This window comes from Pseudoalteromonas simplex, from assembly GCF_015278155.1.
Classification (GTDB): Bacteria; Pseudomonadota; Gammaproteobacteria; order Enterobacterales; family Alteromonadaceae; genus Pseudoalteromonas; species Pseudoalteromonas simplex.
Genome location: NZ_JADILN010000009.1, coordinates 76,005 through 91,915, shown reverse-complemented (window position 1 = coordinate 91,915; position 15,911 = coordinate 76,005). Strand labels below are relative to the sequence as shown.

The following is a 15,911-nucleotide window of genomic DNA, read 5'->3' as shown; positions in this document are numbered from 1 at the left end:
CGAAACCAGCATGCTTATTGAATCTTAGCTGAAAAATATAAAACTGTATGAAATTAAAAGTGCCAACTCGCTGAAAGCTGAAATTGCTGCTGCGAGTTATGCTCATTAAATCCCATACCGGGTCTGTTTTGAGCGTCACTGCTCAGCACTGAATATTCAGCACCTACTTGCCACTTGGTTGACAGTTGATAACGCCAACTTGCGGTTAAAGCTTCTCCACGACTTTGGTTAGGATCAAATTGCCAATCATCATGATCGCTAACCTTGAAATAATCATACCTAATTGTGAGACGATGCTGGTCTAACTTGTGGCTTAATAAAACAAAATGGCTATAAAAATCATTGTCTACCCCACGATTTGTGCCCATCGCAGTTTTACCATCAAGGAGCTGTACAATAATGCGTGTTTGCTTATTAAATTTATACAACCATGCCGCGCTTAAAAAACGTGTATCCCACGCATATTGACCAGTACGGGTATTCAAAGCACCTGGATCGCCATTGTTGTCATAATAATAGACACGTAATTGTGATTTTTTTTGATAATCCCAATGAGCGCCAACGTAATAGCCAAAACGCCCATCTACTTCTTCGAAAGGCTCCACGTGCTCGGCTTGCTTATCTAGCTGCGACCATTCAAATGAACGTGGCACAGCAAAATCAATTTGTTCATTGAACGTAGTCTGCCTGTCATGCATAGCAAAGCCACGCCATGACAGCAACGTCCCAGCAGGATCGTTGCCTTTAAAAACCGCAGCAAAGCCTTCAAAACTATGATTACTTCTAAATTGCCTACCTGGGCGCTTGATGTTTGCCTCTAAACCAAAGATACGCACTTCTTCGCCAATCCAAGTATTAATCGCAGAATTAGTGTAGTTATAAGGTGACATCCAGCCATTTTGCGGGTTCTCAAGCGACATTTTGGGATAAAAGCCACCTCCTTTCACTGTCCATTTATAACGAATAGCTGTAAGAGGCTGATATTGCAAATAAGCCTGAGTTAAACCAACTGTTAGTTCTGGATCAGGATGAGCGTTAAGTACTGTGTGCGCAGACCAATCGCTATTTAACTCAAACCGACTACTCAGCATAGCTTGGGATATCACAACACCATCATGCTCTTGGTCATAACGGTATAAGCCAATTCCTTTACGCTGATAGCTCGCTAGTTGGTCACCACGCACAGCCGAAACAGTTACCAGCCCATCATGCTCAGCATATACCACTGCAGGCAACCCAAAAACACTCGCCAATAGCAAGGCTTGCCATTTATTCATAATCATCAAACTCGTCACTGCTTAGTTCTAATTTTGGTAATAAGTTTTGCTTTAACTGATAGCTCAACGACTTTGCATTGTTCGTTATCTCGATAGTTTCTGGTGTACTGATATCATTAAAGCGGTCATGCCAAACAGCCAGAGTAAACTTACTTTCAGGTAAGCTTAATTCAACCATACCTTGATCATCTGTTTGCCCATAGATCCCACCATCGACGACCACAATGTAACCCAGCATCCAGTCATGAATGTTACAGCCAAGCTCAACAACCCCCGATTGTGCAAAGTTAATCGGTTTTTCGGGTTTATCGTGGTAAAGCTTTAACTCAAATTGCTTTGTTTTAGAAAATGAATAAACGTGGTGCATGATTGAATCAAGGTTAGGAAATTCAACATTTGCCCCTTGTGGCACTGCCAGCACATGAGGCACAAAGGCACGTTCTTTTTGGCTCATGGTGTAGTGACTATCAGCTACACCAAGCTGTTTTGAACCTTTGAGCCAAACCACGGCATTCTTGACTGGCTGATTCTGCTTATCAACTATCTGTATTTGCTGTGCCAATAAACTTTGACTAAACAATAGTAGCAACAGGGTTATTCTTATCATTTTGCTTAACCTTTTTAGGTGCTAGGCTGGATATCGCCGCGTTCACTTTGTTGAATACGTATGCAGATCTCTCGTATTAACCGGCAAGTCACTTTATGCTTTAAGGATGTATGTGAATACGTGACAACAATCCATAACCATAAGCCACCAAGGAACAACAATGCGATTAACTGCCTTAATGTTAGCAGCCTTTTCAGGTACTTGCCTAGCACAAACCACAACCATCAGTTCACCAGATGGGCAGATCAAAGTAACTATCTCAGATGAGCAACACACACCTAGCTACGAAATCAGCTTTGCAGGTAAACAAGTCATTGCGAACTCTTCGTTAGGCCTTGTTTTTAAAAAACAACCAGCAATGAGCGAAGGTTACAAAATTAGCAGCCAAACCACTGATTCGGTAAAAAGCAGCTGGGAGCAACCGTGGGGTGAACGCCAAACTGTGGTTGATAACCATAACGAAGTCGCTGTTACCTTTAAAAAACCACAACCACAAGGTGGCACGTTTACGGTACGTTTTCGCGCTTTTAATGATGGTGTAGGTTTTCGATACGAATTACCAAAACAAGCTGGCTATGATGATGTAGAAATCACTAAAGAACTTACAGAGTTTGCTATTACAGACTCATCAGATGCAACGGCTTGGTGGATCCCCGCTCGTGGTTGGAACCGTTATGAATATGTTTATAACACCACCCCACTTCATAAAGCGGCACTTGTGCACACACCATTTACTATAAAAAATAAAGAGGGTGTGCATATTAGTATTCACGAAGCCGCCCTTGTTGATTATGCAGGCATGGTTTTAAATCAACGTCGTGATGGTACTTTCCAAGCCGATCTAACACCTTGGTCAGACGGTGTCGCGGTTAAAAAGCAAGGCGCATTTAATACTCCTTGGCGTACAATTCAAATTGGTGATGAAGCCGTTGATTTAATCAACTCAGATATCATCTTAAACTTAAACGAACCAAATAAACTGGGTGATGTATCTTGGGTAAAACCAGGTAAATACGTAGGTATTTGGTGGGGTATGCACATCAATGAAAATACTTGGGGTAGCGGTAAAATTCATGGTGCAACCACTGCAAACACTAAATATTACATGGACTTCGCTGCTAAATATGGCTTCGATGGCGTGCTAGTTGAAGGCTGGAATATTGGCTGGGATGGCGACTGGTTCTATAACGGTGACGTATTTAGCTTTACACAACCTTATGACGACTTTGATATTGAAGAACTGACACGTTACGGCAAAGAAAAAGGCGTACAATTAATTGGTCACCACGAAACGTCGGGTAACGTGACCAACTACCGTAACCAAATGGAAGATGCATTTGCGTTATACGAAAAATCAAATGTAAGCCAAGTTAAAACAGGTTATGTTGCTGACGGTGGTAACATCAAGCGTATCGATGAAAACGGCATTGTACGCAAAGAGTGGCACGATGGTCAGTTCATGGTTAATGAATACCTACACAACGTAAAACTTGCTGCAAAACATAAAATTAGTATCAACACGCATGAGCCTGTGAAAGATACCGGCCTACGTCGTACATACCCAAACTGGATTGCTCGTGAAGGTGCCCGTGGTCAAGAGTTTAACGCATGGGGTACACCGCCGAACCCACCAGAGCATATTCCAATGCTAGCTTTCACGCGTATGCTTGCAGGCCCAATGGACTTTACGCCAGGTATTTTTGATATGGGCTTTAACGGTTTAGGTGCTGATACCAACCGCCCACAAACAACCCTAGCGAAGCAATTAGCGCTATACGTTGTAATGTACAGCCCAATTCAAATGGCGGCAGATTTACCACGTAATTATTTAGCGAAGCCAGATGCATTCCAGTTTATTCAGGATGTACCAACTGATTGGCAACAAAGTATTGCACTACAAGGTGAAGTTGGCGATTTCGTTGTATTTGCACGTAAAGAACGCAAGCGTGATCAATACTCAGGTAACGACTGGTATCTAGGTGCTGTTACAGACGAAAAAGCCCGCACTTTAGAAGTGAAGTTAGACTTCTTAGATAAAGGTAAAAAGTTTGAAGCGCAAATCTACCGTGACGGTGACAAAGCTGAATGGGTAAATAACCCTTACGACTTAAAAGTAGAAAAACGCATAGTGACTGCTGATGATAAGCTAACGTTAAAGCTTGCCACCAGCGGCGGTACAGCGATTCGTTTTAAAGCAATCTAAGCTAAAAGCTGTTAGTTTAAGCTTCAAGTAAAAAGAGCGCGGCATTTGATGTCGCGCTTTTTTATTGCCATAAAAAAGCAGCCCACTCGGGCTGCTTAAAACTTAAAGCTTAAAGCTAAATACTTTTAAAAAGGCAAATAGATTTGCGCGCTGAGGCCACCTTCTGGGCGATTAAGTAGTTGTACTCGGCCGCCGTGCATATCGACAATACGTTTAATTATCGCAAGGCCTAAGCCACTGCCTTCGCTACCGCGAGCGGCATCACCTTGTTTAAACGGTTCAAATACAGTTTCAAGTTCGCTTTCAGGGATCCCCGGGCCATGATCGTTAACCACGACCATAGCAAACTTTTTATTACTGCTCACGCGGGTTTCAACCTCTATATCACCATCTGAATAGCGAATTGCGTTTTCAATCATATTAGTAACAACACGCTTTATTGCTACCATACTCACTGGCACTTCGCTTAAGCTCGGATTCTCTTTAAAGGTAATAGTGCGGTGATGTTTTTGTTCAGCTTCGACAACTTCAGAAACAATCGCGTTTAAGTCTTCTAGCTCAAGTTCTTCACGTTTGTGGTGGCGTAAATATTCAATGAATTGGTCGATAATGGCATTCATGTCTTCAATATCATGAATGATCCCTTCACGCAGGTAATCTTCATCGTCCGACATCATTTCGGTGGCAAGGCGAATTCGTGTAAGCGGCGTGCGCAAGTCATGAGAGACACCTGCCATTAATAACCGACGGTCGTTCTCAAGAGCTGCAATACCACGCGACATTTGGTTAAACGCACGGGTTACTTCAATGACTTCTGTAGAACCTTGTTCTTCTAATTTGGTAGAAAAGTCACCTACCCCTACTTTAACAGCGGCTTGTTGCAGTGCTTTTAAAGGTCTATTTAGATGGCGGGCAAACAACCAACCACCGAGCACACTTAAAAAGCCAATACTCGATAAATAAAAGGTTAAGAATTTTAGGTTGTTTTCTTGCAGGCCGGTGAGCGGCACGCGTACCCAATAACCCGGTGCTTGTGGAGCTTCAACCCAATAAACAAGTGGGTCGGTTTGGCTAATACGTACCCGAGCAGAACCATTGAGCTCTTTCGACATACTGCGCGATAACATGGAGTACTCACGAGTTTCAGCCAAACCCTGACTCATCGCTTGGCGCTGGGTCATCACTTCGATGCCGGTGATCTCAAAAAACTTATCAGAAGCTTCCTTGCTAACCTCAACCCCTTCTTCCCATTCAATAAACACGGTTTTCACCTGTTTAGATAGGATCAGGTTTACTTGTTCTATAGTTGGTTTAACAACATAAAAACTGACCGTAATATAAGAGACAATTTGATTGATTAACAGCAGGGCTGCAACCAAAAATACCGTTTGTCCAAACGCACTACGTGGAAACATGCCCATTACTGTTATTTTTCACCGTCTGGCACAAATACGTAGCCTAAACCCCATACTGTTTGTATATAACGAGGATTAGCGGCATCCACTTCGATCATGCGGCGTAAGCGTGAAACCTGAACATCGATACTGCGCTCAAGCGCACTGTAATCTCGGCCGCGAGCTAAATTCATCAATTTATCGCGACTAAGCGGTTCACGCGGATGAGTCACTAACGCTTTTAATACTGCAAACTCACCACTGGTTAACGACATTGTTTTATCACCATGGCTCATTTCACGGGTCGCAAGGTTTAGTGTGAAATCACCAAAGCTAATTTCGTTTTCTTCGGCAGCAGGCGCACCTGGTACTTCTTTAGCACGACGACGTAAAATTGCTTTAATACGCGCCAACAGTTCACGTGGGTTGAATGGTTTAGGAATGTAATCATCAGCACCAAGCTCTAAACCGATTATGCGGTCAACTTCATCGCCTTTGGCTGTAAGCATTACAATTGGAATGTCATTTTCTTTTTGACGTAAACGACGGCAAATTGATAACCCATCTTCACCTGGTAACATTAAATCTAATACAATCAAGTGGAAGTTCTCGCGCTCTAATAAGCGATCCATCTGCTCTGAATTTGCTGCTGAGCGAACAATAAAGCCTTGTTCTACAAGGTAACGCTCTAGCAAGCTACGTAAGCGCATATCGTCATCAACAACCAATACTTTTGTCGTTTCGTGTCCCATAACTTTCATTCTTTTTGTAATATGTTACTTATTAATATAAATGAAAAAGTTAAGAATAAAAAACGAATTACGCGCTTAGATTGTTACTGAACATTTCAAAACCCCACTCGACAAAGGTAAAAGACTTTTATACCTTGCGGCTGGTTTTCTTTTTAGGCTGAATAAAATGGCAAAGACAAATTTAATAACCCGAGAAGGGTATCAGCAATTACAACAAGAACATGACTACCTATGGCATGAAAAGCGCCCTGAAATCACCAAAATTGTGACTTGGGCAGCAAGCTTGGGCGACCGTTCTGAAAACGCAGATTATCAATTCAACAAACGTGTTTTACGACAGATAGATCGCCGCGTACGCTATCTTCGTAAACGCATGCCTGATCTTAAAATTGTTGACTACAACCCACAGCAAGCAGGAAAAGTGTTTTTTGGTGCTTGGGTCGAAATTGAGAATGAACAAGGCGAAACAAAGCGCTTTCGTATTGTTGGCCCCGACGAAATTTACGAGCGCAAAGATTACATTTCGATTGATGCACCTATGGCTCGAGCGCTACTTGGCAAACAGGTTGATGATGACTTTTCGGTGAACACACCTGAAGGCGCAAAAGAATGGTATATCAATGAGATAACTTATCCGGATGCAAACTAATTTTCCCTGAAAATTCAGAAAGCGTTAATTAGTGATTGTTTAGTCTAAAAATGTGATCTATAACTAAAGTTACTCAAGATAAATCATTACTTGAGTTTTAGAAGGTAGTAAGTATGTCAAACGCAATACAACGCATAATGAATAATGCCATTGTATTCGCACTATTAATTAGTGTGAGTTTGATATCTTATGCCAGTGATATAGAGAGCCATTCAGACAGTGTTACGCCAACCGCTCACTTTATTGCGTGTGATAGTGCAGACCCTGCTAACTTAGATACCGACCTCGATAAACATACTCCTGCGTTCATCACTAATGTAGCCCAACCACTGCAAGATGCGCCTGTTGTTTCGTATGTTCCCCCTTGTAATAAGGTGTCTGTTTATAGCGCGCACCAGCGAGGACCACCTGCTTTTTAATTAACTCAAATTTTCTATTTCTGTTTTATTAAAATGTATGGTGATCAAAATGAATAAATTCAAAGAATTACGTCTTCAAGACATTTCTAATGGTGCTTTATCTAATACTGTAAACGAAGTTGAACCAACCCTCGACTTAACTTCTCCAGCGCTAAAAGTATTAAATAGCTTTACAAGCAAAGACCCTGTGCGAGCACATCATGATTTGAGTATCGTCGATGCACTTAAACAAACCAGCAGTCGTTGTTCTGACTTTATTTTAGTCGTAGATAATGACGAAAAGCTTATTGGTATTACTTCAAGTGCTGACTTACAAAGCTCTAAAATCATGATTCTTGCTCAGCGCCTCAATTTACATCGCAATGAAGTTACTTTGCAGCATGTAATGACACCACTTAGCAGCTTAGCTGGTGTAAGCTTACAAAGTATTAGCTATGCATGCATTGGCGATGCACTGCAAACTATGGAACACCAAGGTATGATGTTCCTTTTAGTAACCAGCGCTGAACATGAAATTTGTGGTTTGATTTCAGCCCGTGAAATTGCTAAAAAATTACATATTCCTGTTAATATCAACCCAATTGCTAATGGCTTCAGCGAAGTATTACAGCAGGTTGATCACCCGCACTAAGCGTTAAAACCCGCGTTGTGTAAGACTATTTTTGCAGGCCTTAAAAGCAGTGCTTTTAAGGCCTTCTTATTGTGATATTATTCAGGCAATTAATCTTCAGTTTTACTGATTTTCTATTTTTAAAAAGGGTTATGCATGAGCAATATCTCTGCACGCTTAGCAACTGAGCTAAGTGCCCAGCAACCACAAGTTGTTGCTGCAATCAAATTACTTGATGAAGGTGCCACAGTTCCTTTTATCGCCCGTTATCGTAAAGAAGTAACTGGTGGCTTAGATGACACGCAATTACGTTTACTTGAGCAGCGTTTATCGTATTTACGTGAATTAGAAGAGCGCCGCAGCTTTATCCTTAATACTATCGAAGAGCAAGGCAAGTTAACTGCTGAGCTAAGTGCTGATATTAATAACGCTGACAGTAAAACTGAGCTTGAAGATTTATATCTGCCTTTCAAACCTAAGCGCCGTACAAAAGGACAAATTGCCATTGAAGCGGGTATTGAGCCGCTTGCCGATGCGCTATTTAACAACCCTAGCCTCGACCCTGAACAACAAGCAAGTGACTACATTAATGCCGATGCAGGCTTTGCAGATAATAAAGCGGTGTTAGATGGCGCTAAATTTATCTTAATGGAACGCTTTGCTGAAGACGCCAAATTGCTCGCTAAATTCCGTAGTCATATCACACAACATGGTCAGATTGAAAGTACTGTAATCGCTGGCCAAGAAAATGAAGGCGTAAAGTACCGCGACTACTTTGAGCATCAAGAACCACTTAAAAAAGTACCATCACACCGTGCACTTGCTATGCTGCGTGCGCGTAATGAAGGCGTCTTACAACTTAGTATCAACCCAGAGCCTGGCGCAGAAAATCCGGCGCAAGTGTGTGCACAAATGATTGCCGATCATTATCGCTTAGATGTTAGCAATTCTGCTGCAAGTAGTTGGTTAATGGGCGTAGTGCAATGGGCATGGAAAATTAAGTTAAGCCTTCACCTTGAGAATGAATTTTTAGGTGCAATGCGCGAAAAAGCAGAAACCGGCGCAATTGACGTTTTTGCTAAAAACTTAAAAGATTTATTAATGGCCGCTCCTGCAGGTCCACGTACTACGTTAGGTCTCGATCCTGGCCTGCGTACTGGTTGTAAAATTGCCGTTGTCGATAGCACTGGCAAGCTGTTAACAACACAAACAATTTTCCCGCACGCACCACAAAATCATTGGGATAAATCACTTCGTACTTTAGAACAACTATGCCGCCAGCATAAAGTTGAGCTAATCGCTATTGGTAATGGTACGGCTTCACGTGAATCTGACAAGTTAGTTGCAGAGCTGATCAAAGCGAACAGTGAGCTTAAGCTAAATAAAATTATGGTCAGTGAAGCGGGCGCTTCTGTTTATTCAGCGTCTGAGTTTGCCGCCAATGAATTCCCTAACCTTGATGTTTCACTACGTGGTGCTGTGTCTATCGCGCGCCGCTTACAAGACCCACTTGCTGAGCTGGTAAAAATTGAGCCTAAATCAATCGGTGTAGGTCAATATCAGCACGATGTATCGCAAAGCCAACTTGGTCAAACGCTAACATCTGTGGTTGAAGACTGTGTAAACTCAGTGGGTGTAGACTTAAATATGGCGTCGGTGCCATTACTTACTCGCGTATCTGGCTTAAACAAAACGTTAGCACAAAATATCGTTAGCTACCGTGATGCGAATGGCTCATTTAGCAAACGTTCTGAACTTAAAAAAGTTGAACGTTTAGGGCCTAAAGCCTTTGAACAAGCTGCCGGTTTCTTACGTATCAGCACAGGCTCAGATCCTCTTGATAACTCGTCAGTTCACCCTGAAGCCTACCCAGTTGTTAAGCGTATCTGCGAGAAGAACAGCTTAGATGTTAACAGCCTAATTGGTAACTCTGACATCCTAAACAAGCTCGTTGCGAACGACTACACAGACGAAAAGTTTGGTTTACCAACGGTTACCGACATTATCAAAGAACTTGATAAACCGGGCCGCGACCCGCGCCCTGAGTTTAAAACAGCTGAATTTAAAGCCGGTGTTGAAACCATTAATGACCTAAAACCGGGTATGATTTTAGAAGGTGTAGTGTCTAACGTTGCTAACTTTGGTGCCTTTGTTGATGTGGGTGTACACCAAGACGGTTTAGTGCATATTTCTGCTATTACGAACAAGTTTATCTCTGATCCACGTGAAGTGGTTAAAGCGGGCGATATTGTAAAAGTAAAAGTAGTTGAAGTAGATGCTGCCCGTAAACGTATTAGCTTTACCATGCGTTTAGACGATGATGTTGATACCAGCAATAAAGCCGCATCAGCTAGCAAACCTAAGCCAGCTGCGAAAGCGAAAAGTGCACCTAAACAAAAACGCGAATTTGGCAATGTTGCCATGGGTAATGCCTTTGCTGATGCATTTGCCAATGCAAAAGTGAAAAAATAATAGGCTGTAGGCATAAGTTGAAAAAAACCGCGTAAGTGTAAACTTACGCGGTTTTTTATTTTAGAAGCTTAAATAAAAGCAGAGAACTGATTTTGATTAGTTGGCGAGGTCGCTGCTTGATAAAAATTAGCAATACGTGCAGCGCGCTCATCTACTTCAACGTCACGCTTTGCTGTTTTGGTTTCGCTAGTTTGAGTAGCGCTATCTTCACCATACTCACTGTTTATTTTGAAGGTCGATTTACCTGAATCAACATCGCCATCGGCTGATTGACTGGCGAGCTCAGCTTGCGCTGCCATCAGCTTTTGCGTGGCATCTGCGGCAATTGAACGATCAGCACTCGAAGGCTCTTGTGGTGCAAGTGCTGCAGCACGCACCGTCTGCATTTTTTCAATTGTGGCTTTTGGGTCGCCTTCAATTACAGCAACATCAATTTGCACCTCGCCGCCCACAGCATAGTTCGTACCATCAGGACCGCGTTGATATTCATAGCTTGGTGAGCCCGCATATTGCCCCCCCACTGATGCATGAGCTTGCTCATGAATACGTACTTCGGTATCGCGGGCTTTTAGCTCTTTAATTTGCTCAGCATCTTGCTGCTCTTGCTGGGCAACCTTTTGCTCTTTTTGCTGCTCTTGTTTAGCTTCTTGTTGTTCTTGCTCTGATTGTTCAGGCTCTTCTTGCTCACCACCTTGCTTACGTTCTTCAATCACCTTGTCTTCAGCCAGACGCCCTTTTGCATCATACGTACCCGCCTCAGAACCCGGCTGCTTGGTTTTGTCGCCATCATTCAGGGTTTTATTTTCTGCGTTACTCGGCTTGGTAGCGGCAGGTGGCGGGATCACTTCACGTAACTGATTATCACGGCGAGCACTTTCGGTGTGCACGTTCGCCGTGTTGATATTAATCGAAGGAAACGGAGTGACGATATTCATAAGTTTTTAAACTTTAATATCTATTAATGTGCCGAGCACTTCATCAGCAGTCTGAATCGTGTTGATATTGGCTTTTGCATTAAACTCTTCAACTTTTAAGTTAACAAGCGACTCATCAATTGGGGCAGGTTGTGAAACTGGCGGAGTTACAGCTTCATTTGGAGTCGCCGCTTGTAATTGGCGTTGTTGAGCTAATTGGGCATCATCTTGCTGATCAATTGAGGCACGGCTAATCTCAGCGCTTGCCTTTTCGATACCTTGGCTTGCACGGTTATAACCTTCTACCGCATTATTAAAAACAGAACTGATTGGCATAACACCCTCCAACAGTGAGATCTACCCGGTAAGTATCGCTCATAAAACGAGCAAAATAAAGCTAAATCCCGCTATTTTTCTGGTCTCTCAGCGAGTTTTGCTTAACACATTGATTTCAGTGCTGATATAAATGCTGCTTTATGAGAAATAAAAGGCGCATGTGAAGCTTTATCTAAAACCTCGTATTCAAACTGGGGTTGTATGGCATGCATTTTTTCAATCGCACGATACGGTACTAATGAATCTAAGCGACCGAAAATACCACGCACAGGTACGCTAAGGTTAGCGAATAGTTCCCGTAAATCATCCTGCTGTAAAATGTCTAAGCCCGCACTTAAAGCTTGCTCTTGAGGCGCAGGGTATTGGTTTAAAAGTGCTTTAAGTTGCTTAATATCATCCCGAGCTGATTCACTGCCCATCGCTTGTATCGCCAAAAACCGTTCTATCGTTTTTTCTCTGTGACTAACTAGCTGATCTTTAAATGCATTTAATACGTCAGGTTTGATACCCGGCCATTCGTCGGTTTGCGCAAAAAAAGGCGTTGAGGCAACCAACACAACCTTTGCTACTTTGTCAGGCCAATGTGCTGCAATATACAAGGCAAAAAGCCCGCCCAACGACCAGCCAACAAGAATAGACTGATCATTTAGCTGTGTACTTAGTTGCTCAGCCGCAGCGTGCAATGTGTAAGGTGTGGGAATAGACTGTGCGTTACCAAAGCCAGGTAAATTAAGGCAACGGACTTCACCATCATGAAAAAACTCAAGCTCAGGTTTGATCACTTGCCAAACCCCTTGGTTCATTCCCCAGCCATGTAATAGCACCATATCATTTTGCATATTTTGTATTTCCCAACCACACTTAGCGCTCATAATAGCGTTTAAAGGAATGAATGCAATGTCTCACTTACCTCATGCCTTAAAACTAGGGCTAGACGCACTATTCCCCAACTTTTGCATTAGTTGCCAGAATCACATACAGGCTGATCAAGCTTTGTGTCAGTATTGTTTAGATGACCTTAATTTATTTGACCTTACACGCCATCCAAATCTGTTACACCGACCAGATATATGTGATGCATTTCCTGATAGTAATTTTGACCATTTAATTGCCTGTGCGTGGTATCAAGCACCTTTTAAACTTTGGCTCAAGCAATTGAAATTTAATGACCAACAATATTTTCGTGTGGCACTACAACAAGTGATAGGGAAACAGCTGCAATTAGCTCGTCAAGTTAATGCAAATTGGCCAGACCTTTTTATTGTGCTGCCTCTGCATAATCAACGCTTTTTAGCACGCGGCTTTAATCAGGTAAGCCAAACTTGGCTGCCTGTTTTAAAAAACCAGCAATGTACTGTTAGCTCAGCTCTTTACAAGCAAAAAGCAACCAAAGCACAATCACAGTTAAGTAAAGCGAAAAGAGTTAAAAATCTACAAAATGCATTTGTTTGTCAGCAAGATTTAACAGGGAAAACCGTGGCAGTTGTTGATGATGTGATGACCTCTGGCGCAACTTTAAATGCTGCGACAGAAGCCATAAAAAATGCAGGGGCGAAGCAAATATGGGCTATGCTCACTTGCCTAACAGGGTTAGGCAACCTGCATTATGATTAAGTGTGATTATTTATCACCAGAGGCATGAAAGGCATTACCAAAAAATAAGGCATTGCTTAGTAATCGACTCGTGCCGTACCAGTAACCACGGAATACTGGGTTATCTGTCATGCCTATCACACTGCCTTTGCCATATGAATGCGCAATGAGGCCAGCAGCACCCGCTACTTGCTCTACGTTTACGTCATCAGTAAAGCCAGCTAAAAGCGGTTTATCTGTGTAAGTAAGCACATTAACAAATGGGGCATCTGACTTCTCAAGTAGCCAAGTGCTATTCTTAAACACAGGTAATGTATTACGATTCAGCGAATAGGTAAGTGGGTGAGATAAATCTACAGAGGTATTAAAAATTGCGCCGGCAATACGCTGACGGCCTGCTAAGTGATCTTTATCAGCATAGCTAAGCCCTGTGGTATCAAAGGCACTCGCTACATCACGACGAGATAAGTAATTGGCTTTTAGTAGCTGCTGATCGGCTAAGAACTTAGCACCGCCTTTGTGACCCCAAATAACACCGCCTTTACGCACCCACGACTTAATAGCCACTTTAGTCGCATCATCAAGACGATTGAAATTTCCGTGCGCTAAAATAATATGGCTGTAGTTTTCAAGGTCGATGTTACCTAAACGTTCCATTTCGATAATGCTTGGCGCTGTACCAACAAAACGATCTAAGTAGTACCACACTTCTCCCAGCTCATACTGGCTAGTTCCTTGACCACCCACTAGCAATACTTTAGGCGCTTTCACAACCGCCATTGCACGAGAACCTAAATCAGCCCCCTTCACCGTTAAGCCCGAACTAATGGGTGTAATTTCAATGCCAAACTCATTCTGTGCTTGGTTTAAATAACTAACCCAGTTGCTATCAGTTTGCAGACCAGCAGGAACAAGAATACTACCTGGCTCAAAAGCGATTTCACCTGATGGTGTTTTTGCTGTTAGTGGGCTTAATGCCACACGTGCTTTCACGCCTTGCTCGAGTAAGCTATTAAGCATTTTTGGCGCTAGGTAGTCATCCCATTTGAATGCGTAAGCATAGCTTTGCGGTAATGCTGCAAAGCTTGACTTAACACTTTGCTGCCAAGGCATTTTTGCCACATTTAAACCCCAGTTGCTGCTTACCTTTGCAAATTCTAGGTTGAAGGCATGAGCAAGTGTCCAGCCAGATACATCATAAAACGTATTATCAACAAAACGCTGCTGCTCACTGAAAATTGCTTTAATTAAACGAAATTGTGGCTGTGCTAATGGCACATAATAGCTCTGCTCAGAAAAGCTTTGACCGTTTACTTTTAACGGCTCTTCTAACATGTACGCATTGATTTGATGTTGTCTAAGTAAATCAAGGAAGTATTGCATGCGGCTGTGATCAGCGCCGCCTTTAACTACATACCCTTTAAAGTCTTCATCACCAGCAAGATCAACTGCTTTGTTGTAAAATTTTGCTTGATAATCAAGTAAGTCTGTACGGTTATCAATCGCTGCTTGGAATGTCGATAAGCTAGTTAATAACTGATTTTTAATTGTAAACGGGAAGCTTAACGGACCGTTGATCGTTTCTTGTAAGTGACCACGCGAGCTCGCTTGTTCAAATAAGATGCCTACACCGCCATTGACGTCTGGGTAAGTTGAGCCTTTACCATAGTAAAAGTCATCAAAGCTTTCTTCAGTGAAGTAAAGTGCGTTGTGCTCATCAAGTGTCTTTGCATGATAGTTTGCAATTGCTTTAGTCAGCGTGACATTTTCTTCAGGCGTGATTGGGTGCTTACGAGTTGGGATCCCTGGTTGGAAAAAATAAGTGCTGTTTGGGCCCATCTCATGGAAGTCAGTTAGGATATTCGGTTTCCATTGGTGAAACTGTGCAATACGTGCACGTGATTCAGGATGTTGTAGTAATAACCAGTCACGGTTTAAATCAAACAAGTAATGGTTAGTACGGCTACTAGGCCAACTTTCGATATGTTCACGAGTTTGCGGATCTGATGATAACTTCATGCCACGGTTGCTGTTTGCCCAATTAGCAAAACGCGCTAAGCCATCAGGGTTTAATGACGGGTCGAGTAAAATAACCGTGTTGTTAAGTAAGGCATCGATTTCTGGGCCCTGTGCTGCAGCAAGGTAATACGCAACCAGCAACGATGCATTGCTACCTGATGATTCATTACCGTGAACACTGTAACCCATCCAAACAACCGCAGGCTGCTTGCTTGAGTCACTCGCTTCACCATTTAGGCGAGCTAAGTGAGCCTTACGAATTTGCTCAACTTGGCCAAGTTTGTCGGACGCTGTAATTGTTAGCATCACCAATGGACGCTGCTCATGGGTGCGACCGATTACTTTAAAATTCATTCGGTCACTTTTTTCAGCAAGAATTTGCATATATTGCACAAGCTGATCGTGACGTACATGCCACTCACCCACTTCGTAGCCTAACACCTGTTCAGGAGTCGGAATACTTGGGTCAAATTTCACATCTTGTTCAAAGTAATAAGAAAGTGGTTTTGCTAATGCGCTAACGCTCACTAGCATGGTTAATATTGTTATTATGAAACGCATAGATAGCACCCGTAATTATTTGATCTTTTAACGCTACCATTCGATAAAATAGATGCAACTTTTTACGCTCAACACTGGCGACAACACGATGAGCGGAGTATGATA

14 protein-coding genes are annotated in these 15,911 nt (G+C 42.5%); 6 read left to right on the top strand and 8 right to left on the bottom strand.

The features are described 5' to 3' along the window. Positions 1-53: 53 nt before the first annotated feature. Both IRQ78_RS15920 and IRQ78_RS15915 read right to left on the bottom strand, forming a co-directional pair. The gene (locus tag IRQ78_RS15920) at positions 54-1,283 is read right to left on the bottom strand and encodes a hypothetical protein (RefSeq protein WP_194442667.1); all 1,230 of its coding nucleotides are present in this window, start codon (positions 1,281-1,283) and stop codon (positions 54-56) included. Continuing rightward, positions 1,270-1,884 (bottom strand): methylamine utilization protein, encoded by a 615-nt coding sequence (locus IRQ78_RS15915; RefSeq protein WP_194442666.1) that lies wholly within the window; start codon positions 1,882-1,884, stop codon positions 1,270-1,272. The genes IRQ78_RS15920 and IRQ78_RS15915 overlap by 14 nt, the downstream gene beginning before the upstream one ends. A 160-nt stretch (positions 1,885-2,044) precedes the next feature. Between IRQ78_RS15915 and IRQ78_RS15910 the strand changes: the two genes are divergently transcribed. Further along, complete coding sequence (locus IRQ78_RS15910) at positions 2,045-4,087, top strand: glycoside hydrolase family 97 protein (RefSeq protein WP_194442665.1); 2,043 nt, start codon at positions 2,045-2,047, stop codon at positions 4,085-4,087. Positions 4,088-4,212: 125 nt separating this feature from the next. Here the strand turns inward: IRQ78_RS15910 and envZ are convergent, their stop codons facing one another. Both envZ and ompR read right to left on the bottom strand, forming a co-directional pair. Further along, positions 4,213-5,508, bottom strand: a complete 1,296-nt coding sequence (gene envZ, locus IRQ78_RS15905) for a two-component system sensor histidine kinase EnvZ (RefSeq protein WP_138618428.1) — start codon at positions 5,506-5,508, stop codon at positions 4,213-4,215. Positions 5,509-5,513: 5 nt separating this feature from the next. After that, positions 5,514-6,233 carry an osmolarity response regulator transcription factor OmpR gene (gene ompR / locus IRQ78_RS15900; RefSeq protein ID WP_054554428.1) on the bottom strand — a complete coding sequence of 240 codons (720 nt, stop codon included), beginning with the start codon at positions 6,231-6,233 and terminating at the stop codon, positions 5,514-5,516. Positions 6,234-6,399: 166 nt separating this feature from the next. Between ompR and greB the strand changes: the two genes are divergently transcribed. The 4 genes from greB (at position 6,400) to IRQ78_RS15880 (ending at position 10,383) form a co-directional block, all read left to right on the top strand. After that, positions 6,400-6,882: a transcription elongation factor GreB gene (gene greB, locus IRQ78_RS15895; RefSeq protein ID WP_194442663.1), complete on the top strand. Its 483-nt coding sequence runs from the start codon at positions 6,400-6,402 to the stop codon at positions 6,880-6,882. Positions 6,883-6,995: 113 nt separating this feature from the next. Beyond that, the gene (locus IRQ78_RS15890) at positions 6,996-7,301 is read left to right on the top strand and encodes a hypothetical protein (RefSeq protein ID WP_194442662.1); all 306 of its coding nucleotides are present in this window, start codon (positions 6,996-6,998) and stop codon (positions 7,299-7,301) included. A gap of 49 nt (positions 7,302-7,350) precedes the next feature. Continuing rightward, positions 7,351-7,932, top strand: a complete 582-nt coding sequence (locus tag IRQ78_RS15885; RefSeq protein ID WP_054554431.1) for a CBS domain-containing protein — start codon at positions 7,351-7,353, stop codon at positions 7,930-7,932. Positions 7,933-8,067: 135 nt separating this feature from the next. Further along, on the top strand, positions 8,068-10,383 hold the full coding sequence (locus IRQ78_RS15880; RefSeq protein ID WP_194442661.1) for a Tex family protein: 2,316 nt from the start codon (positions 8,068-8,070) through the stop codon (positions 10,381-10,383). A 68-nt stretch (positions 10,384-10,451) separates the two neighbouring features. Here IRQ78_RS15880 and IRQ78_RS15875 read toward each other — a convergent pair whose 3' ends face one another. The 3 genes from IRQ78_RS15875 to bioH form a co-directional block, all read right to left on the bottom strand. Continuing rightward, on the bottom strand, positions 10,452-11,318 hold the full coding sequence (locus IRQ78_RS15875) for a putative metalloprotease CJM1_0395 family protein (RefSeq protein ID WP_138601025.1): 867 nt from the start codon (positions 11,316-11,318) through the stop codon (positions 10,452-10,454). A gap of 6 nt (positions 11,319-11,324) precedes the next feature. Next, positions 11,325-11,633: a hypothetical protein gene (locus IRQ78_RS15870; RefSeq protein ID WP_054554434.1), complete on the bottom strand. Its 309-nt coding sequence runs from the start codon at positions 11,631-11,633 to the stop codon at positions 11,325-11,327. A 101-nt stretch (positions 11,634-11,734) separates the two neighbouring features. Beyond that, positions 11,735-12,472: a pimeloyl-ACP methyl ester esterase BioH gene (bioH, locus tag IRQ78_RS15865; RefSeq protein WP_054554515.1), complete on the bottom strand. Its 738-nt coding sequence runs from the start codon at positions 12,470-12,472 to the stop codon at positions 11,735-11,737. 58 nt (positions 12,473-12,530) lie between these two features. On the opposite strand from bioH, the gene IRQ78_RS15860 reads away from it, so the two are divergent. After that, positions 12,531-13,247, top strand: a complete 717-nt coding sequence (locus tag IRQ78_RS15860) for a ComF family protein (protein ID WP_138601023.1) — start codon at positions 12,531-12,533, stop codon at positions 13,245-13,247. A gap of 6 nt (positions 13,248-13,253) precedes the next feature. Here the strand turns inward: IRQ78_RS15860 and IRQ78_RS15855 are convergent, their stop codons facing one another. Then, positions 13,254-15,806 carry a M14 metallopeptidase family protein gene (locus tag IRQ78_RS15855; RefSeq protein WP_054554436.1) on the bottom strand — a complete coding sequence of 851 codons (2,553 nt, stop codon included), beginning with the start codon at positions 15,804-15,806 and terminating at the stop codon, positions 13,254-13,256. Between the last annotated feature and the right edge of the window lie 105 nt (positions 15,807-15,911).

Excerpts from the sequence above, each read along its gene's own strand:
- IRQ78_RS15920 (WP_194442667.1), bottom strand. The coding sequence starts at position 1,283 with ATGATTATGAATAAATGGCAAGCCTTGCTATTGGCGAGTGTTTTTGGG.
- IRQ78_RS15915 (WP_194442666.1), bottom strand. The coding sequence starts at position 1,884 with ATGATAAGAATAACCCTGTTGCTACTATTGTTTAGTCAAAGTTTATTG.
- IRQ78_RS15910 (WP_194442665.1), top strand. The coding sequence starts at position 2,045 with ATGCGATTAACTGCCTTAATGTTAGCAGCCTTTTCAGGTACTTGCCTA.
- envZ (WP_138618428.1), bottom strand. The coding sequence starts at position 5,508 with ATGGGCATGTTTCCACGTAGTGCGTTTGGACAAACGGTATTTTTGGTT.
- ompR (WP_054554428.1), bottom strand. The coding sequence starts at position 6,233 with ATGGGACACGAAACGACAAAAGTATTGGTTGTTGATGACGATATGCGC.
- greB (WP_194442663.1), top strand. The coding sequence starts at position 6,400 with ATGGCAAAGACAAATTTAATAACCCGAGAAGGGTATCAGCAATTACAA.
- IRQ78_RS15890 (WP_194442662.1), top strand. The coding sequence starts at position 6,996 with ATGTCAAACGCAATACAACGCATAATGAATAATGCCATTGTATTCGCA.
- IRQ78_RS15885 (WP_054554431.1), top strand. The coding sequence starts at position 7,351 with ATGAATAAATTCAAAGAATTACGTCTTCAAGACATTTCTAATGGTGCT.
- IRQ78_RS15880 (WP_194442661.1), top strand. The coding sequence starts at position 8,068 with ATGAGCAATATCTCTGCACGCTTAGCAACTGAGCTAAGTGCCCAGCAA.
- IRQ78_RS15875 (WP_138601025.1), bottom strand. The coding sequence starts at position 11,318 with ATGAATATCGTCACTCCGTTTCCTTCGATTAATATCAACACGGCGAAC.
- IRQ78_RS15870 (WP_054554434.1), bottom strand. The coding sequence starts at position 11,633 with ATGCCAATCAGTTCTGTTTTTAATAATGCGGTAGAAGGTTATAACCGT.
- bioH (WP_054554515.1), bottom strand. The coding sequence starts at position 12,472 with ATGCAAAATGATATGGTGCTATTACATGGCTGGGGAATGAACCAAGGG.
- IRQ78_RS15860 (WP_138601023.1), top strand. The coding sequence starts at position 12,531 with ATGTCTCACTTACCTCATGCCTTAAAACTAGGGCTAGACGCACTATTC.
- IRQ78_RS15855 (WP_054554436.1), bottom strand. The coding sequence starts at position 15,806 with ATGCGTTTCATAATAACAATATTAACCATGCTAGTGAGCGTTAGCGCA.